The organism is Microbacterium arborescens, assembly GCF_049707515.1.
Taxonomy (GTDB): domain Bacteria; phylum Actinomycetota; class Actinomycetes; order Actinomycetales; family Microbacteriaceae; genus Microbacterium; species Microbacterium arborescens_B.
Genome location: NZ_JBNAFI010000003.1, coordinates 268,452 through 289,635 on the forward strand (window position 1 = coordinate 268,452; position 21,184 = coordinate 289,635).

General features: G+C 72.1%; 17 protein-coding genes. 15 read left to right on the top strand and 2 right to left on the bottom strand.

Annotation, left to right across the window (positions count from 1 at the left end):
* Nucleotides 1–27 precede the first annotated feature (27 nt).
* From ACPYN5_RS08275 to ACPYN5_RS08345, 15 genes are all read left to right on the top strand, one after another.
* Nucleotides 28–933 (top strand): ABC transporter ATP-binding protein, encoded by a 906-nt coding sequence (locus ACPYN5_RS08275; RefSeq protein WP_424448503.1) that lies wholly within the window; start codon nucleotides 28–30, stop codon nucleotides 931–933.
* Nucleotides 930–1,820 (top strand): ATP-binding cassette domain-containing protein, encoded by an 891-nt coding sequence (locus ACPYN5_RS08280; protein WP_424448504.1) that lies wholly within the window; start codon nucleotides 930–932, stop codon nucleotides 1,818–1,820. Before ACPYN5_RS08275 ends, ACPYN5_RS08280 begins: the two co-directional genes overlap by 4 nt.
* A complete protein-coding gene (locus ACPYN5_RS08285) occupies nucleotides 1,817–3,106 on the top strand; it encodes an alpha/beta fold hydrolase (RefSeq protein ID WP_424448505.1) in 1,290 nt (429 codons plus the stop codon). Before ACPYN5_RS08280 ends, ACPYN5_RS08285 begins: the two co-directional genes overlap by 4 nt.
* A complete protein-coding gene (locus ACPYN5_RS08290) occupies nucleotides 3,103–4,545 on the top strand; it encodes an aminopeptidase P family protein (RefSeq protein ID WP_424448506.1) in 1,443 nt (480 codons plus the stop codon). Before ACPYN5_RS08285 ends, ACPYN5_RS08290 begins: the two co-directional genes overlap by 4 nt.
* Nucleotides 4,542–7,289: a beta-L-arabinofuranosidase domain-containing protein gene (locus ACPYN5_RS08295; protein ID WP_424448507.1), complete on the top strand. Its 2,748-nt coding sequence runs from the start codon at nucleotides 4,542–4,544 to the stop codon at nucleotides 7,287–7,289. The genes ACPYN5_RS08290 and ACPYN5_RS08295 overlap by 4 nt, the downstream gene beginning before the upstream one ends.
* Nucleotides 7,286–8,188, top strand: a complete 903-nt coding sequence (locus tag ACPYN5_RS08300) for a dihydrodipicolinate synthase family protein (RefSeq protein WP_424448508.1) — start codon at nucleotides 7,286–7,288, stop codon at nucleotides 8,186–8,188. The genes ACPYN5_RS08295 and ACPYN5_RS08300 overlap by 4 nt, the downstream gene beginning before the upstream one ends.
* Nucleotides 8,189–8,239: 51 nt before the next feature.
* Entirely contained in the window at nucleotides 8,240–9,241 is a 1,002-nt protein-coding gene (locus ACPYN5_RS08305; protein ID WP_424448509.1) for a proline racemase family protein, read from the top strand.
* The gene (locus tag ACPYN5_RS08310) at nucleotides 9,238–10,218 is read left to right on the top strand and encodes an ornithine cyclodeaminase family protein (protein WP_424448510.1); all 981 of its coding nucleotides are present in this window, start codon (nucleotides 9,238–9,240) and stop codon (nucleotides 10,216–10,218) included. Before ACPYN5_RS08305 ends, ACPYN5_RS08310 begins: the two co-directional genes overlap by 4 nt.
* Entirely contained in the window at nucleotides 10,215–10,925 is a 711-nt protein-coding gene (locus ACPYN5_RS08315; protein ID WP_424448511.1) for a GntR family transcriptional regulator, read from the top strand. The genes ACPYN5_RS08310 and ACPYN5_RS08315 overlap by 4 nt, the downstream gene beginning before the upstream one ends.
* Entirely contained in the window at nucleotides 10,922–12,088 is a 1,167-nt protein-coding gene (locus ACPYN5_RS08320; protein ID WP_424448512.1) for an NAD(P)/FAD-dependent oxidoreductase, read from the top strand. Before ACPYN5_RS08315 ends, ACPYN5_RS08320 begins: the two co-directional genes overlap by 4 nt.
* The gene (locus tag ACPYN5_RS08325; protein WP_424448513.1) at nucleotides 12,085–12,399 is read left to right on the top strand and encodes a (2Fe-2S)-binding protein; all 315 of its coding nucleotides are present in this window, start codon (nucleotides 12,085–12,087) and stop codon (nucleotides 12,397–12,399) included. The genes ACPYN5_RS08320 and ACPYN5_RS08325 overlap by 4 nt, the downstream gene beginning before the upstream one ends.
* A complete protein-coding gene (locus ACPYN5_RS08330; RefSeq protein ID WP_424448514.1) occupies nucleotides 12,396–13,967 on the top strand; it encodes an FAD-dependent oxidoreductase in 1,572 nt (523 codons plus the stop codon). The genes ACPYN5_RS08325 and ACPYN5_RS08330 overlap by 4 nt, the downstream gene beginning before the upstream one ends.
* Nucleotides 13,964–15,484, top strand: coding sequence for an aldehyde dehydrogenase (NADP(+)) (locus tag ACPYN5_RS08335; protein ID WP_424448515.1), 1,521 nt, complete (start codon nucleotides 13,964–13,966; stop codon nucleotides 15,482–15,484). The genes ACPYN5_RS08330 and ACPYN5_RS08335 overlap by 4 nt, the downstream gene beginning before the upstream one ends.
* Before the next feature lie 43 nt (nucleotides 15,485–15,527).
* Complete coding sequence (locus tag ACPYN5_RS08340; protein ID WP_424448516.1) at nucleotides 15,528–16,679, top strand: aminotransferase class V-fold PLP-dependent enzyme; 1,152 nt, start codon at nucleotides 15,528–15,530, stop codon at nucleotides 16,677–16,679.
* Between the two features lie 198 nt (nucleotides 16,680–16,877).
* Nucleotides 16,878–18,161, top strand: a complete 1,284-nt coding sequence (locus ACPYN5_RS08345; protein WP_424448517.1) for an ABC transporter substrate-binding protein — start codon at nucleotides 16,878–16,880, stop codon at nucleotides 18,159–18,161.
* A 9-nt stretch (nucleotides 18,162–18,170) separates the two neighbouring features.
* Here the strand turns inward: ACPYN5_RS08345 and ACPYN5_RS08350 are convergent, their stop codons facing one another.
* Both ACPYN5_RS08350 and ACPYN5_RS08355 read right to left on the bottom strand, forming a co-directional pair.
* Nucleotides 18,171–19,172, bottom strand: a complete 1,002-nt coding sequence (locus ACPYN5_RS08350; protein WP_424448518.1) for a hydroxyacid dehydrogenase — start codon at nucleotides 19,170–19,172, stop codon at nucleotides 18,171–18,173.
* Complete coding sequence (locus ACPYN5_RS08355; RefSeq protein ID WP_424448519.1) at nucleotides 19,169–21,136, bottom strand: DUF2264 domain-containing protein; 1,968 nt, start codon at nucleotides 21,134–21,136, stop codon at nucleotides 19,169–19,171. The genes ACPYN5_RS08350 and ACPYN5_RS08355 overlap by 4 nt, the downstream gene beginning before the upstream one ends.
* Nucleotides 21,137–21,184: the final 48 nt, after the last annotated feature.

Genomic DNA, 21,184 nt, shown 5'->3' on the forward strand with positions numbered 1-21,184 from the left:
CTGAGCACCAGCACAGAGAGGATGCCGATGGCGACGTCACCCGCGTCGAGCGATGACCTGCTGCGCGTCGACGACCTGACGGTGCAGTTCCGCACCGCCGGAGGTGCCGTCAGCGTCGTCGGCGGCCTGAGTTTCACCGTCCCGCGCGGCGGTGCCCTCGGCATCGTCGGCGAGTCGGGGTCGGGCAAGTCGATGACGAGCCTCGCGATCATGGGGCTGCTGCCCCAGGGCGGAAGCGCCTCGGGCTCGGTCACCTTCGACGGTCGCGACCTGCTGACCCTGCCGGGCAGGGAGATGCGGCACGTGCGGGGCGACCGGATCGCGATGATCTTCCAGGATCCGCTGTCGTCTCTGAACCCGTACTACACCGTCGGTACGCAGATCGCCGAGGCGTACCGGTCGCACCGATCGGGCGTCTCGCGGCGCGAGGCCCGGCGGGTGGCGATCGAAGCGATGGAGCGCGTGCACATCCGGGATGCCGCGAAACGCGTCGACCACTACCCGCACCAGTTCTCGGGTGGGATGCGCCAGCGCATCATGATCGCGATGGCCCTCAGCATGGAGCCCGAGCTGATCATCGCCGACGAGCCCACGACGGCCCTCGACGTGACCGTCCAGGCGCAGATCCTCGACCTTCTGGCGGAGATCCGGCGCGACACGGGCGCCGGCGTCATCCTCATCACCCACGACCTGGCCGTCGTCAGCGAGGTGACCGAGCACATCGTCGTGATGCGCGCGGGCCGGATGGTCGAGCGCGGCAGCGTGGAGGACGTCTTCAGCGACCCGCAGGAGGAGTACACGCGGCGCCTGCTCGATGCGGTGCCGCGCATCGACGACGCGATCGGGGAGCTGCGCACGACCGACATCGCCATCGTCGCGGAGCATGAGATCCAGCACGAGAACGCGCACGAGATCGAGGAGGAGACGGCATGACCGACCAGACCACGCCGCTGTGCCGTGCGAGGGGCCTCGTGAAGGAGTTCTCGAGCCCGGGCAGCACGATGTTCTCGCGCACCAGCACGTTCCGCGCCGTCGACGGGGTCGACCTCGACATCCGGCGCGGCGAGACCCTCGCGCTCGTCGGCGAGTCGGGGTCGGGCAAGTCCACCGCCGCGCGCCTCGTCGCTCGCCTCATGGACGCGACGGCGGGCACGATCGAGTTCGAGGGGCGCGATGTCACGAACCTGCGGGGCGCCGAGCTTCATGCGTTCCGCAGCGACGTGCAGGTGATCTTCCAGGACCCGTACTCATCGCTGAACCCCAAGCACACCGTCGAGCGACTCGTGACGGCGCCACTGCGGTATCAGAACCGGAAGATCCCGGGAGGGGCGCGGGCGTTCACTCGCTCGCTCATGGAACGGGTGGGCTTGAACCCCGATCATTCCGATCGCTATCCGGCGCAGTTCTCGGGCGGTCAGGCCCAGCGCATCGGCATCGCGCGCGCGCTCGCCGTCGGGCCGAAGCTCGTCATCTGCGACGAGGCCGTGTCGGCGCTCGACGTCTCGGTGCAGGCCCAGGTGATCAACCTGCTCACGTCGCTGCAGCGCGACGAGGGCTTCGCCTACCTCTTCATCGCCCACGACCTCGCCGTCGTCCGTCAGATCGCGACCCGGATCGCCGTCATGAGCCGCGGCTCGATCGTCGAGACGGGTGAGCGCGATCGCATCTTCGAGAGCCCGCAGCACGAGTACACCCGTACGCTGCTCGCGGCGGTGCCGCGCATCAATCCCGAGTGGGACCGGCGCCGGCGCGCCGCCGAGAAGGCCCGGCGGGCCCGCGCGACGGCAGCCGCATCCGATATCCACACGGAGGCATCATGACGAACGAGTACCACCTTCCCGGCATCCGGGTCGCCGAGCGTCGCATCGACGTCCCCCTCGACTGGAGCGCCGGCTCCGCGACCGCCGGCACCATCGAGCTGCTCGTGCGCGAGCTCGTCGACCCCGAGCGCGCCCGCGACGATCTGCCCCTGCTCGCGTTCCTGCAGGGCGGGCCCGGCGGGGCGAACCCGCGACCGCTGCGGCGCGACGGCTGGATCGACGAGGCCCTGCGCGACTACCGGGTCGTGCTCGTCGACCAGCGCGGCACCGGCCGCAGTACCCCCCTCGAAGCCGTCGACGTCGCGGGCCTCGACGCCGCGGCTGGCGCCGACCTGCTGGCGCTGCACCGTGCCGACTCGATCGTCCGCGACCTCGAGCACGTCCGCGAGACGCTGTACGGCGGACGGCGGTGGGCGACCCTCGGGCAGAGCTACGGCGGGTTCCTCACCCTCACCTACCTGTCGCTGGCCCCCGACGCACTGACCGCCTGCTACGTCTGCGGCGGCATCCCGGGCACCCCGCCGCGCGCGGCCGAGGTCTATGCCCGCACCTTCGACCGCGTCGCCGCGAAGACAGCGGAGCTGTACCGGCGGTTCCCCGGCGACGCCGAGGCGATCGCGCGGATCGCCGACCGCCTCGCCGACGGTGACGTCAGCCTCCCCGACGGTGACGTGCTGACCGTGCACCGGTTCCAGTCTCTCGGCATCGACCTCGGGATGAAGCCCGGCCACGAGCGCCTGCACTGGCTCGTCGAGAAGGCGTTCGCGCGTCCGGGCCGGCTCTCGGAGGCGTTCCTCGCCGACGTGCAGGCGCTCAGCTCCAGCGCGGGCAACCCGCTCTTCTGGACGCTGCAGGAATCGATCTACGGCGACCCGGCGAGCGGACCGACCGCGTGGGCGGCGCAGGTCGAACGCGACCGTCGCCCCGAGTTCGACGAGGGCCGCCGTCCGCTGCTGTTCACCGGCGAGATGGCCTTTCCGTGGATGTTCGACGAGGTGCGTCTGCTCCGCGGGTTCCGGGGCGCCGTGCAGGCGCTCGCGGAGCGCGCCGACTGGACCCCGCTGTACGACCTCGACCGGCTCGCGGCGAACGACGTGCCGCTGGCCGCGGCGGTGTACTTCGACGACATGTACGTCGACGCGGGGCTGCAGCTCGACACCCTCTCGCGCATCGGCAACGCGCAGTCGTGGGTGACGAACGAGTTCGAGCACGACGGCATCGGATCGGGCCGCACCTTCACGCGGCTCCGCGAGCTGGTCCGCGACCGAGGAGGAGAGAAGCGATGAGCACCCCCGACACCGCTCGGCCGCCGTACGCGGGCACGCGGTACCCGCGCCTGACGCAGGTTCCCGCGTTCACCGAGTTCGTCTCGCGCGACTGGGCCGACGTGCCGACCCGCCCGCAGCTGCCCGCGGGGGCCGCCGCCGCGGCATCCGCCCACCGGGACCGCCTGAGCGCTGCACTGCCCGGGCAGACGCTCGTCGCCGCGGCCGGCCACGCTCCCGTCCGGAACGACGACGCCCACTACGGCTTCCGGGCGGACAGCGGGTTCGTCTGGCTGACGGCGTGCCAGGTCGAGGGCGCGGTGCTCGTGCTGTGGCCGACGGCCGGTGGGCACGATGCGGTGCTCTACCTGCCGCCGCCCTTCCGCCCGGGCGACGCCGGATTCTTCTCGGATGCCAACCACGGCGAGCTCTGGGTCGGACCATCGGCCGGCCTGCCGGAGTGGGCCGACGCGCTCGGCATCACGGTCGAGCCGCTCGCCGCGCTCGAACGCCGTCACGGCGAGCTGCGGGGCGCTGCCGCCGCGCGTTCGGCGGCGAGCCTCGCCGCCGAGGTCGGCGCGGCGGTGTCGCCCGAGCTCGAGCGTGCGCTCGCTCGCCTCCGCATGATCAAGGACGCGTGGGAGATCGGACAGCTCCGCGAGGCCGTCGACGCGACGGTCGCGGGGTTCGCCGCGGTCGTCGCCGAAGTGCCGCGGGCCATCGCCGACGGCCTCGGCGAGCGGTGGCTGCAGGGCACCTTCGATCGGCACGCCCGCACCTTCGGCAACGGTCCGGGCTACTCCACGATCGTCGGGTCGGGCGCGCACGCGCCGATCCTGCACTGGGTGCGGTGCGACGGCGACGTCGTGCCGGATGCCGCGCTGCTTCTGGACATGGGGGTCGAGGCGCGTTCGCTCTACACCGCGGATGTGACCCGCACGGTTCCCGCGAGCGGGACGTTCTCCCGGGCCCAGCGCGAGGTGCACGACCTCGTCGAGAAGGCTCACCGCGCCGGCCTCGACCGCATCCGTCCGGGTGTGGAGTACCTCGACTTCCACTTCGCCGCGATGGAGGTCGTCGCGCAGGGCCTGCACGACTGGGGTCTGCTGCCGGTGTCGGTCGACGAGGCGCTCTCGCCCGAGGGGCAGCAGCACCGCCGGTACCTCGCGTGCGGCGTCGGCCACCACCTCGGTCTCGACGTGCACGACTGCAGCCAGGCTCCCTACGAGGACTACATGGGCGCGGCCCTCGAGCCCGGCGTCGTCATGACCGTCGAGCCCGGGCTCTACTTCCACGCCCACGACCTCACGCTCCCGCCCGAGCTGCGCGGCATCGGCGTGCGGCTCGAGGACGACGTGCTCGTCACGGAGACGGGCTCGGACGTCCTGTCGGCGGGGCTGCCGATCTCCGCCGGCGAGGTCGAGGCGTGGACGCGAGCCCAGCTGGCGGACGCGCGATGACGGAGACCGCACCCCGCGCGGTGCCCTTCCCCCACGGGTCCGTGCGCCTCGGCGCGACGAGCGCGTTCGCCTCCGCGCGCGACCGGATGCTCCACCTCGCCCGGGTGTACCCGGTCGACCGGCTGCTCGCGGTCTTCCGCGTCGGCGCCGGCATCGACACGCGCGGCGCGATGCCGCCCGGCGCCTGGGAAGGGTTCGGACACCCCGCAGAGGAGGCATGGGGCGAGCACGACTATCCCGGCCGCGAGGCCGCACAGACGGCCAACCTCCTGCGCGGCCACTACGCCGGCCACTTCCTGTCGATGCTCGCGCTGGCGGCCGCGGCGGAAGACGACGACGACCTGCGCGCCAAGGTCGACGAGTTCGTGGGCGGCCTCGCCGACGTGCAGACGGCGCAGGCCGCCACCGGGCGCTATTCGCATCCGGGTCTCCTCTTCGCCTCGGGCGAGTGGCAGTTCGCCCGCCTCGAGCACTTCGCGCCCTACGGCGAGATCTGGGCGCCGTACTACACCTGCCACAAGCTCATGGCCGGACTGCTCGACGCTTACGAGCTCGTCGGCAACCGCCAGGCGCTCGAGGTCGTGACGGCCATGGGGCACTGGGTCGCGTCGCGGCTGGAGAAGCTCGACCACGACCGGCGTCAGCGGATGTGGTCGCTCTACATCGCGGGCGAGTTCGGCGGAATGAACGAGACGCTTGCGCGCCTGAGCGCCGCCGCGAACGAGCCGCGCTTCCTCGCGGCGGCGCAGGCGTTCGATCAGGGAGACCTGCTGGATGCAGGGTCGAGCGGCCGCGACATCCTCGACGGCATGCACGCCAACCAGCACCTGCCCCAGCTCGTCGGCTACGTCCGCGAGTACGAGCTGACCGGCGAGCGCCGGTACCTCGACGCCGCGGTCGGGATCTTCGACCAGATCGTCCCCGGTCGCATGTACGCCCACGGCGGCACGGGGGAGAACGAGCTGTGGGGCCCGGCCGACACGGTGGCGGGCGACATCGGCCGGCGCAACGCCGAGACGTGCGCGACCTACAATCTCGTCAAGCTGGCCGAGACGCTCTTCGGCCACACGCTCGCCCCCCGGTTCCTCGACTACGCCGAGCGGGCGCGGCTGAACCACATCCTCGGATCGCGTCGTGCCGTCGACTCCGACGAGAGCCCCGAGGTCACCTACATGTTCCCGGTGCACCCCGGCGCCCTCCCCGAGTACGACAACACGGGCACGTGCTGCGGCGGCACCGGGCTCGAGAACCACGTGAGCCACCACGCGGGGATCTTCTTCCGCGACCCCGGCACCGACGCCGAGACCGATGCCGCGGGTTCGGCGCTGTGGATCGCGCGGTACACGCCCGCCGAGCTGCACTGGGACGAGCGGGGTCTGCGCGTCGAGATCGATCAGGAGCACCCCTATTCCGAGCGTGTGACCGTCCGGGTGCGGACCGTCGGTGCGCAGGCGGTTCCGCTGGCCCTGCATCTGCGGATCCCGACGTGGGTCGATGGAGCCGCCGCGATCGTCGTCGACGGACACCCGGTCGGCGGGAGCGCGCACCCCGGCGGGTTCGTCACGATCGACCGCGTCTGGCGCGACGACGAGACCGTCGAGCTGACGCTGCCGGCGGCGCTCCAGTCCGAGCCGACGATCGATGACCCCGCCCTTCGCAGTCTCGCGTTCGGGCCCCACGTGCTGGTCGCGCGCGACGACGCCACGACGACCATCGGGCGTCCCTGGGATGCCATGCGGATGCCGGGCGGCGGCGTCCGCGCCGAGGTCGCCGACGTCGCCGGCGCGCTCGCGGTGACGGGTGCGGTGCGCGTTGCCGGGCTCCGCTTCGAACCGATCTGGAACGGTTCCGACGCGCGCTACCACCTCTATTCGCGAGCGGACGACCGGACGATCGGCTTCGCGGGCGTCGACACGGGCGTTCCGGCGCGGCGGCGTCCCGACGCGACGACGCTCATCGACGACCTGTGGGCCTCCCCCGCTCCGCGCGACGAGACCGGCCTGCTCGCGCGCCTCGTCGCGGTGTGCCGAGGCGGCGTGGCCGAAGCCCTCATCAGCGGAACCGAAGCCCGCGCCGTCGTCACGGCGGCGCTCGAGTCCGTCGGGGCCGCCGCCGGACCCGACGCCGACGGACTTGCACGCGAGTTCATCGCGGAGATCGCCGTCGCGCCGGACGCCGCCATGCCTCCGAGCGTCGACCTCGTGGTCACGCCGGCGCCGGCGGCCTCGGGATGGTTCACCGCCCGGCCCGCCGTCGAGGTGCTCTCGTCGCCGGGTGCCCGGGTCGAGCTGCGCCTCGGTGACGGTCCCTGGGTTCCGGCTGAGCAGCCGGTCGTCATCGACCGGGAGGGCGTCGTCCACGTCGAGGCGCGTGCCGTCGATGCGGACGGCCGGGCGAGCTCGGCGCACCGTGAGCTCGCGATCGACACCGTGCCGCCCCGGACCGAGGCGCGCGTGAAAGACCTGGGCGCCGCCGTCGAGATCACCCTCGTCGCATCCGACGATGTCTCGGGGGTCGACAGCATCCGATGGGAGGGCGAAGGGACCTTCTGGGCGACGTTCCAGGAGGCCTTCGTGCGCGCTCTCACCGACGACGAGCAGGTGATCGAGTTCGCCGCGACCGACCGCGCAGGCAATGAGGAGACGCGCCACCGGCTCACTCTTCCGCCCGCCCGTAAACCAGATACCATTGCAATTGCACTGTCACCGGCGCCTGACATCGCCAGATCGGAGAACGACTCATGACCGACCGCAAGCCCTGGCACGGCGTCAACCTCGCGACCACGCTGCCGTTCCACGACGACCTGTCCGTCGACTACGACGCGTACGCTGAGCTCGTGCGCTTCGCGACGCAGAACGGCGTCACCGGCATCATCCCGAACGGCTCGCTGGGGGAGTACCAGACGCTCACCGAGGAGGAGCGCAAGCGCGTCTTCCTCACCGCCGTCGAGGCCGCGCCCGGCGCGGCGGTCATCCCCGGCGTCGGAGCGTACGGTGCTCTCGAGAGCGTCCGTTTCGCGGAGCACGCCGCCGAGAACGGCGCCCCGGCCGTCATGCTTTTGCCGCCCAATGCCTACCGCGCGAGCGACGACGAGGTCGTCGACCACTACCGCCGCGTCGCGGCCGTCGGCCTGCCGATCCTCGCGTACAACAACCCGATCGACACGAAGGTGGATCTGCGGCCCGACCTGCTGGCCCGCCTCTTCGCCGAGGGACTCATCGTCTCGGTCAAGGAGTTCTCGGGCGATGTCCGCCACGCCTACGAGATCCGCGAGCTCGCTCCGGGGCTCGACATCTCCATCGGGTCGGATGACGTCGTCTTCGAGCTCGGGCTGAACGGCGCGGTCGGCTGGGTGGCCGGCTACCCCAACGCGATCCCCGCCGCGACCGTCGAGCTCTACACGCTCTCGACCTCGGACGACCCGCAGGACTGGGTCCGGGCGCGCGAGATCTACCGCGACCTGCACCCGCTGCTGCGTTGGGACTCGAAGACGTGGTTCGTCCAGGCGATCAAGCTCTCGCAGCAGGTCGCCGGCGTCCTCACGAACATCACGACGCGGCCCCCGCGCCTGGCTCTGCCCGACGAGGTCGCCGCGCGTATCATCGCCGACACCGAGGCCGTGCTGAGCAAGGGCTACCGCTGATCCGCGATCCCCGCTGAACCCGCCCCGCCGCCGACGATCGAAAGGCACGTCATGCGTACGAAGCGCGTCTTCCACGCCGTGGACTCCCACACCGAGGGGATGCCGACACGGGTGATCGTCGGCGGCGTCGGCACCCTGCCCGGCGCCACGATGGAGGAGCGGCGGCAGCGGTTCATGGCCGAGAACGACGGCCTGCGCCCTCTGCTGATGAACGAACCGCGGGGGCACAGCGCGATGAGCGGGGCGATCCTGCAGCCGCCGACCCGAGCCGACGCCGACTTCGGTGTGCTCTACATCGAGGTGTCGGGCTGCCTGCCGATGTGCGGTCACGGCACGATCGGCGTGGCCACGGTGCTGGTGGAGACGGGGATGGTCCCGGTCGTCGAGCCGGTCACCACCATCCGCCTCGACACCCCGGCGGGCCTCGTGGTCGCGGACGTCGCCGTGACGGACGGCCACGCCGAGAGCGTCACCATACGCAACGTGCCGTCGTTCGCCGTCGCGCTCGACCGCGTGCTCGACGTGCCGGGCTTCGGTCCCGTCACCTACGACCTCGCCTTCGGCGGCAACTTCTACGCGATCGTCCGGCTCGACGACCTCGGACTCCCGTTCGATCGTTCGCGCAAGGACGACCTGCTCCGAGCCGGCCTCGCGATCATGGCCGCCGTCGACGAGACCGACAACCCGGTGCATCCGGTCGACTCCACCATCCGCGGCTGCCACCACGTCTACCTCGAGGCGCCGGGCTCGACCGCACGCCACTCGCGCCACGCGATGGCGATCCACCCCGGCTGGTTCGACCGGTCGCCGTGCGGCACCGGGACGAGCGCGCGCATGGCGCAGCTCCACGCTCGCGGCGAGCTGCCGCTGCACACCGACTTCGTCAACGAGTCGTACATCGGCACCTCCTTCACCGGGCGCCTGGTCGAGCAGACCCAGGTCGCCGGCATCCCCGCCGTCATCCCGACGATCACGGGCCGGGCATGGGTCACCGGCACGGCGCAGTACATGCTCGACCCCAGCGACCCGTTCCCCGAAGGGTTCGTGCTGTGACGTCGGCGCCGGCCGGCGTGCCCGTCGTCTCCGCCGCCGACATCGAGCGGGCGATGACCCCGGCCGCGGCCGTCGAGGCGATCGCCGCCGCGCTGCGCTCCGGTCTCGACGTCGAGACCGACCACGAACGCATCTTCGCGCCGCTGTCGTCGGGCGACTTCCTGCTCATGCCGTCGGAGTCACCGGACGCCGCCGGAATCAAGGTGGCCACGATCGCCCCCGGCAACAGCCGGCTCGGGCTGCCGAAGATCAGTGCGTGGTATCTGCTATTCGATCGCGAGACGCTCCAGCCCTCGGCCATCGTGGACGGCACGCGGCTCACGACGCTGCGGACGCCCGCGGTCACCGCCGTCGCCGTCCGCGGTCTGCTCGCCGCTGACCCGGACGCACCGCGGCCCGGAATCGAACACCTCGCGGTGCTCGGATCGGGCCCGCAGGCGATCGAGCACGCATCGACGCTCGCCGCCATCCTTCCCGTCGCCCACGTCACGATCATCGGCCGCACGCCGGAGCGGGTGGCGGATGCCGTCGCTACGCTGCGCCGCCGCGGTCTCGACACCCGTGCCGGCGCACCGACCGACGTGCGCCGTGCTGACGTCGTCGTCGCCGCGACATCGTCGAGCACGCCCGTCCTCGACCTCGCCGATGTGGCCCCCGGAGCCGTCGTCGCCGCCGTGGGCGCCCACGGGCTCGACCACCGGGAGCTCGGCGCCGAGCTCGTGCGGGCGGCCGACGTGGTGGTCGAAGCCCGCGCCTCGGCTGTGCGCGAGAACGGGAACCTCGCGGCCGCAGCGGTGGGCGGAACGCCGCTCGCCGCGCCCGCGAACCTCGTGGAGCTCGTCGCAGGCGACGTGGTGAGACGCTCCGGAGCCCCCGCCGTCTACACCGGGGTCGGCATGGCCTGGGAGGACCTCGCTGTCGTGCAGGGGATCATGGAGGTCATGCGGCGGGAGTCCGCATCGGAGGAGACGACATGAGCACGCCCGAGTTCCGCAACGTGGTGCGACTGGACAAGCAGCCCAGCATCCGCTCGACCGTCACTCGCGCGCTCCGGGCCGCGGTCATCAGCGGCGAGCTGCAGCCCGGCCGGGTCTACTCGGCCCCGAGCCTCGGCGAGCAGTTCGGCGTCTCGGCCACCCCGATCCGTGAGGCGATGCTCGATCTCGCGCGTGAAGGGCTGGTCGTCACGATCCCCAACCGCGGCTTCCAGATCACCGAGGTGTCCGAACGCGACCTGCGCGAAGTCACCGAGCTGCGCCTCATGCTCGAGCCGCCCGCCGTCGAGCGGGCGACGCCCCTGATCCCGGCCTCGGCGCTCCCCGAGCTCCGGCGCAAGGCCGCCGACATCGTCGCGGGCGCCCAGTCGGGCGATCTCGTCGAATACCTCGCCGCCGACAGCGACTTCCACCTCGCGCTGCTCCACTACGCCGGAAACACCCGCCTGGTCGACCTCGTGGCGGGCCTGCGCTCGCAGACCCGCCTGTTCGGGCTCGCGGGCCTGCACGAGCAGGGGCGCCTGGTCGCCTCGGCCCACGAGCACGACCTCATGCTCGACGCGATCGAGGCGGGCGACGCCGCAGCTGCGCGCGACCTCGTGCACCGCCACATCGAGCACGTGCTGACCGACTGGTCGGGCGAGGCCCCGGCACGTCAGGATGCCGCGGCAGGGGGCGTCGGAACATGACCGATCGCCCCGGGCGCCCCGATGTCCTCGTCATCGGCGCGGGAATCGTCGGCGCCGCCGTGGCCCGAGCCGCCAGTGCAGCCGGGTTCTCGGTGACCGTGGTCGAACGCGGCACCATCGCCGCCGGCACCACCAGCCGCTGCGAGGGCAACCTGCTCGTGAGCGACAAGGAGGTCGGGCCCGAGCTCGAGCTGGCGCTGCACTCGCAGCGCATCTGGCGCGGCGAGCTCGCTGAGCACGCCTCGCGGTGGGAGTTCGAATCGAAGGGCGGCCTCGTCGTCGCGGCGAGCGACGCCGGCAAGACGGCTCTCGATGCGCTCGCCGACCATCAGCGCTCGCTCGGCATCCGCGCCGAAGACGTCCCCGACATCGCCGCGCTGCACGGGATCGAGCCCTACCTGAACCCCGAGATGGCGGGCGGGGTCTACTACCCCGACGATGCCCAGGTGCAGCCCGTGCTCGCCGCCCACCATCTGCTGCGGCTCGCCCGCGATAGCGGAGCCCGGCTGATGACGGGAGTGACGGTGACCGGCATCCGCACCCGCTCGGGCCGCGCGATCGGCATCGACTCGAGCGCGGGCGCCATCGATGCCGGCGTCGTGGTCAACTGCGCCGGCCCCTGGGCGGGCGAGATCGCCGCCCTCGCGGGGCTCGAGCTGCCCGTGCTGCCCCGGCGCGGATTCGTGCTCGTGACCGAACCGGTGCCCGTGACCGTGCGGCACAAGGTGTACGCGGCCGAGTACGTGCAGAACGTGGCCTCGTCGGATGCCGGACTGCAGGTGTCGTCGGTGGTCGAGGGGACCCCGAGCGGGACGATCCTCATGGGCGCGAGCCGAGAGCGCGTCGGCTTCGACACGGCGTTCTCGGCCGAGGCCGTGGGCCGCGTCGCACGCGCCGGCGCGGAGCTGTTCCCCGTGCTCGCCGATGTGCAGATCCTGCGCACCTACTCCGGCCTCCGGCCCTACTGCCCCGACCACCTGCCCGTCATCGGCCCCGACGCCCGGCTTCCCGGGCTCTGGCACGCCGCCGGCCACGAGGGCGCCGGCATCGGCCTGTCGGTCGGCACGGCGGCTCTCATCGTGCAGGCGCTGCGCGGCGAGCAGACCGACCTGCCGCTCGACGCCTTCCGTCCGGAACGCTTCGCCGAGGCGGTGGCGGCATGAGCGCGGACTTCCCGGGTGACAGCTCGTTCAGCTTCGACGGTTCCATCGTGCCGTTCCGCCCCGGTCAGACGGTGGGCGGCGCCCTCGCGGCATCCGGCGTCGTGTCGTGGCGCACGACACGGGGCAGCGGCGAACCGCGCGGACTCTTCTGCGGCATCGGGGTCTGTTACGACTGCCTGCTGAGCGTCGACGGACAGCGATCGCAGCGCGCCTGCGTCACTCCGGCGCGACCGGGTCAGGACGTCCGCAGCGACGACCCGCGCGCACCCCTGCCGCTGCCGGCGCGTCCCGCAGACGGGGCCGACGCATGAGCGCGTCGCAGCGACCCGACGCGGCCGCTCCGGTCGATCTCGCGGTCGTCGGCGCGGGGCCGGCCGGACTCTCGGCCGCCGTCACCGCGGCCGAGACCGGGCTGCGGGTCGCGCTCGTCGACGCCGGGACGCAGACGGGCGGCCAGTACTGGCGGCATCCCGACGAGCGGAACCTCGACGCCTTCGCCGAGCCCGAGCACACCGGGCATCACCACTGGGATCACTACCGCGGACTGCGCGACCGGCTGCGCCGTCAGCTCGACGCGGGACGGGTGGTGCACCGCTCGGGTCGCCAGGTGTGGCGCATCGATGGCGACGCCGACGCGGGCTTCCTGCTGCGCACCACCGCCGTGACGGGAACGGATGCCGAGACGTCGAGCGACCGCTCGATCCGCGCCCGCCGCGTTGTGCTGGCCCCCGGCGCCTACGACCGGCAGCTGCCCGTGCCCGGGTGGACGCTCCCCGGCGTGATGGCGGCGGGCGGCGTGCAGGCGATGCTCAAGGCGAATCAGGTCGCGGCCGGTCGCCGAGCCGTCGTGGCGGGCACGGGGCCCTTCCTGCTGTCGGTCGCCGCCGGGCTCGCGCGTGCCGGTGTCGAGGTCGTCGCCGTCTGCGAGGCGAACGCCCTCTCGCGCTGGGCGGCGACCCCGCTGCGGGCCGTGCAGGAGCCGGGCAAGCTCCTCGAGGGGGCGGGCTACGCCGCGACCTTCGTCCGCGAACGCATCCCGCTTCGGACCCGCACGGTCGTCACCGCCGTCTCCGGCGACGGGCGGGTGACCGGCGCGACGATCGCGCGGGTGGACGCCGCCGGTCGCGTGCGACCCGGGACCGAGCGTGCCCTCGACGTCGACCTCGTCGCGTTCGGCTGGGGCTTCACCCCGCAGATCGAGCTCGTCGTCGGGGCGGGTGCCCAGACGCGCATCGACGTCGACGGTTCGCTGATCGCGGTCGTCGACGAGAACCAGCGGACGAGCGTCGCCGGTCTCTACGCGGCGGGTGAGGCGACCGGGATCGGCGGTGCCGTGCAGTCGTGCGCCGAGGGCGAGCTCGCCGCGCTGGCGGCCGCCGTCGACGCCGGGTTCGGCGTCCCGGCCGTGACCGCGCGTCGGCTGCGCCGGCGGATCGCGCGCGGCCGTCGCTTCGCTGTCGGGATGCACCGGGCGAGCCCCGTGCCCGAGCAGTGGGCGACCTGGCTGCGTGATGACACCCTCGTCTGCCGGTGCGAGGAGGTGCCGGTCTCGGCCGTCCGCTCGACGGTGTCCGACCTCGCCGCCGACGACGCACGCGATGTGCGGGTCACGGCGCGCCCCGGGATGGGGATGTGTCAGGGCCGCGTCTGCGGCTTCGCCCTCTCGTGCCTCGTCGGCGACGAGACCGGTCGCCCCCGGCAGCCGGCGGATGTCGAGCCCCTCGTCCGCCGTCCCATCGGCACCCCGATCCGCGTCGCCGATCTCGCCGATCTCGCCGATCCGGTCGATCTCACCGGTTTCGCCGGCCCCGCCGGCTTCGCCGACGCCGCCGGCTTCGCCGACGCCGCCGGCCTGTCTCCCCGAAAGGAAAGCTCATGACAGCTCCCGTTTCGCCCACCACACCTTCGCCCATCACAGCGGCGCCCAGCACCGCGGCGCCCGTCGGCGACACGCCGATCGCGGAGGTCGACACGTTCGTCGGCCTCGCCGCCGATGCGTCGACGGCATGGCGGGCCGCATCGATCGCCGTCCGCGGTGAGGCGCTGCGGGCCGTGGCCGACGGGCTCGACGCGCGCGCGGACGACCTCGTCACGCTCGCCGGCCGTGAGACGCATCTCGCGGAGGCGCGGCTGCGGGGCGAGCTGAAGCGTACGACGTTCCAGCTGCGGCTGTTCGCCGAGGTGCTCGCGGAGGGCTCCTGGCTCGACGCGCGTATCGACCACGCGGTCGCGGACTATCCCATGGGGGCCCCGCGTCCCGACATCCGTCGCCAGCTCGAAGGGATCGGCACCGTCCTCGTCTTCGCGGCGAGCAACTTCCCGTTCGCATTCTCCGTCGCCGGCGGCGACACCGCCAGCGCGCTCGCCGCCGGCAACGCCGTCGTGCTCAAGGCGCACCCCGGTCACCCCCACCTGTCGGATCTGACGGGCCAGATCGTCACGGCCGCTCTCTCGGCGGCCGGGGCGCCCGCGGGCATCTTCACCGTCATCCACGGGACGGATGCCGGCGTGCACGCGCTGCGGCATCCCGAGATCCGGGCCGCCTCGTTCACCGGATCGATCGCCGGTGGCCGAGCGCTGTTCGACATCGCGATGTCGCGTCCCGAGCCGATCCCGTTCTACGGCGAGCTCGGCAGCGTCAATCCTGCCTTCGTCACGCGCAGCGCCGCCAAGGGGCGGGCTGCGGAGATCGCCGAGCAGTTCGTGGCGTCGGTCACCGGCAGTGCCGGACAGCTCTGCACGAAGCCCGGTCTGCTGCTCGTGCCCGCCGGCTCGGCCATCGTCGACGCGCTGAGCTCGGCCACGCTGCCGGGCGCCGCGCCGCTGCTCAACCCGTCGATCGCCTCGGGCTTCCGCCGCTCCCTCGACGCCACGGCCCAGCACGACGGGGTCGAGGTGCTGGCCGGATCGGCAGCGTCCGACGGTGCCGACCCTGCGCCCGCGCTGCTGCGGACTACGGCAGCAGCGGTGATCGCCGACCCCGAGGCTCTCGTGTCGGAGATGTTCGGACCCGCGGCGCTCGTCGCCGAGTACGACGACGAGCGCGAGCTCGTCGCTGTCGCGAAGCTCCTGGAGGGCCAGCTCACGGCGACCCTCGTCGCCGACGAGCGCGATGCGGTGGCCGCCGACCTGCTTCCCGTCCTCGCCACGAAGGCCGGCCGGGTGCTGTGGAACCAGTGGCCGACGGGCGTGTCGGTGACGTGGGCGCAGCAGCACGGCGGCCCGTACCCCGCGACGACGGCGGTGGGTACGACCTCGGTCGGAACCGCGGCGATCACGCGGTTCCTGCGCCCCGTCGCGTACCAGAACGTCCCCGACCCGCTGCTGCCGGCCGCGCTGCAGGAGGCCAACCCCCTCGGCATCCCGCGTCGCGTGGACGGCGTGCTCGAGGGCTGAGCCGAGGCCGGCGGAGGGCGCGAACATCGGCGGGGAGTCAGGCGTGGGCGTTTCCGGGTCGGTCCGCACGTCGCCGTCCCCCTCGTTCGAGACGTATCTCCGGTCATTCCGGGAACCCCGCGGATACCTGAACTTCGCCAGCTACGGCCCCCCGTCGACAGCCGTGGTCGAGACGATCGGCCGCTTGGTCGAGCAGGCATCGTTCGGGCATCCGTCGAGCGACCTGCATGCGGAGGATCGGCGAGCGGTGGCTGCCGTGGCCCGGGTGAGTGGGGTCGCAGCGTCCGGCGTGGCGCTCACGACCAGCACCTCGCTCGGGCTCCTGCAGGTCGCGTTCGGGCTGCCCCGGGGGGAGGTGCTCGTGAGCGAGGCGGAGTTCCCCGCCAACCTGTACGCGTGGTGGCGCTCGGAGGAAGCCGGGCTCACGCGGGTGCGTGCGCTGCCGCCGGTCGCCGACGATCCCCTCGCTCCGGTGACGCCCGAACGGGTGGCCGTTGCCGTCGGCCCCGACACCGTGGCCGTGGCGGTCAGCGCGGTCGACTTCCGCACAGGCGCCCGGGTCGACCTCGCCGGCATCAGGGAGGCGATCGGCGATCGCCTGCTCGTCGTCGACGGAATCCAGGGTTTCGGAGTGCTCGATGCCGACTGGGCGCCGGCCGACGTTCTCATCGTCGGTGGGCAGAAGTGGCTGCGGGCGGGATGGGGCACGGGGTTCGTCGCGATGTCGCCGCGGGCGCTCGACCGCCTCCGTCCCCTCGTCGCCGGCTGGACCGGGGTCGAGGATGCCGGCCGCTACGACGGACGCCCCCACCGCCTGCTTCCGGGAGCCCAGCGCTTCTCGGTGACGAACGCCTCTCCGTTCGCCTCCGGCGCCCTCGCCGCCGCTCTCGAGCTGATCGAGTCCGTCGGCGTCTCGGCCATCGAGGAACGCATCGCCGGCACGACCGGTCGCCTGATCGAGGCCCTGTCGGCTGCGGGCGTTCCCGTCCTCTCACCGGTGAGCCGCAGCGACCGTGCGGGCATCGTCGTCGCGCAGACCCCCGCCGGCTGCGCCCCGGCGATGGTCGGCCGTCTGGCGGACACCGGCATCACCGCCACCGCGCACGGCGACGATCGGGTGCGCTTCAGCGTGCACGCCAGCACAGCTCCGTCGGTCGCTGGCGCTGTCGTGGCCACTCTGAAAAGCGGCGATTGAGTACACCTCGATCGGCGGATGGCGGCGGAGGACCGTCGGTGATCGGTATTGTCCGTTTGTCCGCGTCGCCCGCGGCCCACTCGTACCGTTACCGAGATCGCTGAACCGCGACGGGGCGAAGGTGCCCCGAGGGCCGGCACGCTCGCCGTGTGCCGGTCCGTCCGATGCGTCGCGATCGGGACAGGGAGGAACACGGCAATGAAGCACACAGCACGTTTTCTGGGCATCGTCGGCGCGGGCGCGCTCGCTGTCGGGACGCTGGCCGGGTGTTCGGGAACCGCGGACGAGGGGGATGGCGACGAGCGTGTCACCCTCGATCTGGCCTGGTGGGGCAACGATTCGCGTGCCGCGATGTACGAGGAAGCGATCGACCTGTTCGAGGCGGAGCATCCCAACATCACCGTGAACGGGACCTTCGCAGACTTCTCGTCGTACTGGGATCTGCGCGCCACGCAGGCGGCGGCCCGCGGGCTGCCCGATGTGATGCAGATGGATCAGGCGAACCTCGTGCAGTACGGCTTGAACGGGGCTCTGCTCGACGTGTCGCCGTATCTCGGCGAGCAGCTCGACACCTCCGCAATGGAGGATGTCGTGATCGAGGCGGCGACGGTCGACGACGTCCAGTACGGCGTACCCGTCGGCACGGGAACGCTCGGACTCTTCGTCAACCCCGGGGCCGTCGCGGCGTCCGGCGTCGAGCCGCTCGACCCCGACTACACCTGGGAAGATCTCAACGACTGGATCTCCGATGTCACCGCCGCGGGAGCGACGACCCCGGAAGGAAAGCCGATCTTCGGCGGATTCGACCACGGGCTGACGATGTGGTTCTTCATCCAGTGGCTGCTGCAGCAGGGGGAGGAGCCGTTCGCGGACGATGGGTCGATCGCGTTCTCGCGCGAGGACGTCGCGGAGTACTTCGACCTCACGGCGGACCTGCGGGAATCCGGCGCGTTCTTCCCGCAGGCGCGGGCCAGCGAGCTCGGGCCCGTGGACGGCTTCGCGGTCGGCGAGGCGGCGAGCACACTGACCTGGGACAGCTTCTTCGCCCGCTACACCGACGTCGAGGACCTCGAGACGCTGCCCGTACCGACAGGCCCCGACGGTGAGAAGGCCGTCTTCTACACCGTGCTCCACCTGGCGGGTGCGGCCAACACCGAGCACCCGGAGGAGACGGCGCTCCTGCTCGACTTCCTCGCCACGGACCCGGGCGTTGCAGAGGTGTTCGGAACGTCGCGCGGCATTCCCGCCGATCCCGGCCAGCTGGAGGCGCTCGACTTCGAGGAGGGCTCCGTGGAGGCCAAATCACTCGAGTATCGGGCATCGCTCGAGGGTTACGAGACGGTGAGCACGCCGACCTTGCCGCCGACGTTCGCCGCTCTCGAGGCGACGTGGGTGAGCCTGAACGAGGAGCTCATGTTCGGCACCATCACGGTGGACGACTTCATCGACCGGTGGTGGGCCGAAGCCGAGGCGCTGAACTGAGCAGCACCGTCAGGCGATGGTCGCGAGGTCGCGGCGGTGCACCTCGAACTCGAGTGAGCCTCGGGTGACGAACCGCTCGACCTCGTCGACCGTCTGATGGCCCATGCGCCGCAGCTCATTGCCGAGCGAGCCGGCGATATGCGGAGTGAGGGTGACGCCCGGCGCGCTGAAGAGCGGGTGACCGGGGGGAAGCGGCTCCGGGTCCGTGACATCGAGCACCGCGCTCAGCCGTCGGGCGGTCAGCTCGGCCAGCAGCGCGTCGGTGTCGACGAGGTCGCCCCGGGCGGTGTTGATGAGCGTCGTGCCGTCGCGCATCGCGGCCAGTTCCGGCGCTCCGATCATGTGTCGGGTCTCTGGGAGCGAGGGGGCATGCAGGCTGACGACATCCGACGCCCGGAGCAGACCGTCCAGGGGCACGAGGGTCGCGCCGAGGTCCGCGGCCGCGGTCGTCGACAGCGACGGGTCGTAGACGACCGGCGTGATGTCGAAGGGACGGAGGAGGTCGAGCACCCGCCGACCGATGCGCGAAGCGCCGACGATGCCGACCGTGATGCCGTAGGCGCCGACTCGTCCACGCGGGCGGGCCGCGGTCATGTCGTGCGTCCGCTGGAACACCTCGGCGGCATCCCACGCGCGCTTCGTGCTGAGGAGGATCATCGACAGGGTGTATTCCGCGACGGGTACGGCGTTGGCTGCGGCGCTGCTCGACACGCGGATGCCGCGTTCCCAGAGCGCTGGTGAGACGACACGCTTGACCGAGCCTGCGGCGTGGAACACCGCCCGCAGATCCGGCATCCTCTCCAGGGCGCGAACGTCGAGGCGAGGAGCCCCCCACCCGGTGATCAGGATCTCAGGCCCGGCGGCGGTCTCCGGAGCGCGATAGTCCGGAGGGGTCATGACCTGAGGATCCACCCGCACGAGATCGCGGAGTCGGGTCAGGTCAGCCGCATCAAACAGCTCGCCCACCAGATCTGCGTCCTGGAGCGCGAACATCGCCCGCGGCGCGTTCATGCGCGCACCCCCGATCGGGTCGGCACCTGATCGACCAAACCGTCGAGCCAGCGGATCCAGAGCGTCTGATTCTCGGCGTCGATGTCGATGCCCGAGAGGAGCGACGGGTCGGCGTCCGACGCCGACCCCGACAGCACGACGAGCGCGGCGACGATCTCCCCGGCTCCGGCGGCATCCGTCTGAGCGGCCCACGGTGTTATCGAATGCTCGGCGAACGGATTCGATCCCGATCGGATCGTCGTGCGGGCCTGGTCGAGACCGCGGACGGGTAGCACCGTGGTCTGCAGGCCGTCGGCACGGATCGCAGATCCGGCGGCCGTCCTCGGCGCGGCCCCCGTGAAGGGAAGCGGCCACCCGCCCATGCGGAACCGCCACGGCCCCGCGTCGTCGGGCCAGACCTCGTCGGCGGCGAGAGCTGCGGGGGAACGCTCGACGACCTCGGGCGATGTCCACCACGCGAGGCGCAGCTCCGTCGCGCCATGGACGACCGAGACGATGGTCACGACGGGGCCGCGGCGCAGCGACGCCCAGGTCGCGGCATCCGCGGTGGCCGTGTCGAGCCAGTGGACGCGCGATCGCGAGACCGCGACCGTTTCGGTGAGGTGCAGACGCTCGATCGCGTCGCGGTGCGACGGCATACCCGAGGCGTCGAGAAGCGCGACGTGCGATTCCAATGGATGCGCGATGGCGTCGGGGGAGAGTTCGGGCGAGGTCAGGTTCGAGTACGCGGCGCGCTGGTAGAAGGGGTTGTCCGCACGGGGAGCGCCGGCGGGACCGCGGAAGCCGTCCGATCCGTGATTGAGGACTCGCACGACGCCGTCATCGGGGGTGTTGACGACGATCCATCCGGGCGCGGGCAGGGCCCGCGCCGTCAGGCCGTTGCGAGCGGGGAGCTCGGCCGTTGTGGTCCACTCGGCGTCATCGGCTGGCAGGAGTAGACCGAGGAAGCCTTTGCTCGCCCAGTACGGCGAGGATCCGCTCGTGTAGGTCTGTCGAAGGGGCAGGAACTCGCGATGCCACCCGATGGTCAGCAGGCCCCGGTCGTCGACGGCTCCGGCATCGAGGAAGTGCGAGACCACGTCGGTTCCCAGTGCGCGCGTCGCTCCGGCCGGGAGCGGACTCACCCCCGCGATCGCGGCCGCCCAGAACGGCGCGAGCATCCCGAAGCGGTAGGTGAGTGAACGGCCCTGCAGGAGCGGGGCGCCCCGCGATCCGATCAGGTCGACCGCCTGCTCGACGAACATCTCGAGGCGCTCCCGGTGGACCCGAGCGAGCGGTGCGCCGACGATGCGCGAGTGCAGCAGCGGGTAGACGTGCCACGCCCAGCCGGCGTAGTAGTCGAAGCTCTGACGCACGCCAGCGGGACCCGCCCCGTCGGAGTACCAGCCGTCGCCGATGTACAGGGCCTCCTGCAGTTCCGCATTGCGATCGAGGTCCGCCTGCAGCCACGGGCCGCCGACTCCCGCCAGGAATGCCTCGATGACGTTCTGGAACCAGACCCAGTTGTTCGTGTACCCGGTCGTGCCGACGACTCCCGCGAGCCAGTCCACGACGTGCTGCTGGTCCCGGGGGTCGAGCCGATCCCACAGCCACGGCCGCGTCTCCGACAAGGCGATCGCGATAGACGCCGCCTCGACGACCGCCTGTCGTCGTTCGGCGATGGTCGGCCACCGCTCGGGGCCGCCGGGGTCGACCCCGGCGACGAGTCCCATGCGGAAGCGTTCCAGCAGGCCATGCGGGTCCTCGCCCCCCGCTCCCGCCACGCGCAGGGCGGCGAGCAGGAATGTCCGCGCGAAGCCCTCCATGCCGTCGCTCCAGGCGCCGGATGCACTCGAGGGCCCGGGGATGCGCATCGAGGCTCCCGCCGGAGACGCGTGCGGCAGGGTGCCCGCGAGGAGGCGGTCGGCGAGCTGTTGCCAGGAGCGATGGCCTCCGTCGAACGGAGGCGGGGAACTGTCGCGCATTGACATCACCGTACGATCGTGGGCTACGCTCCGGTAGTCAACGGCGCA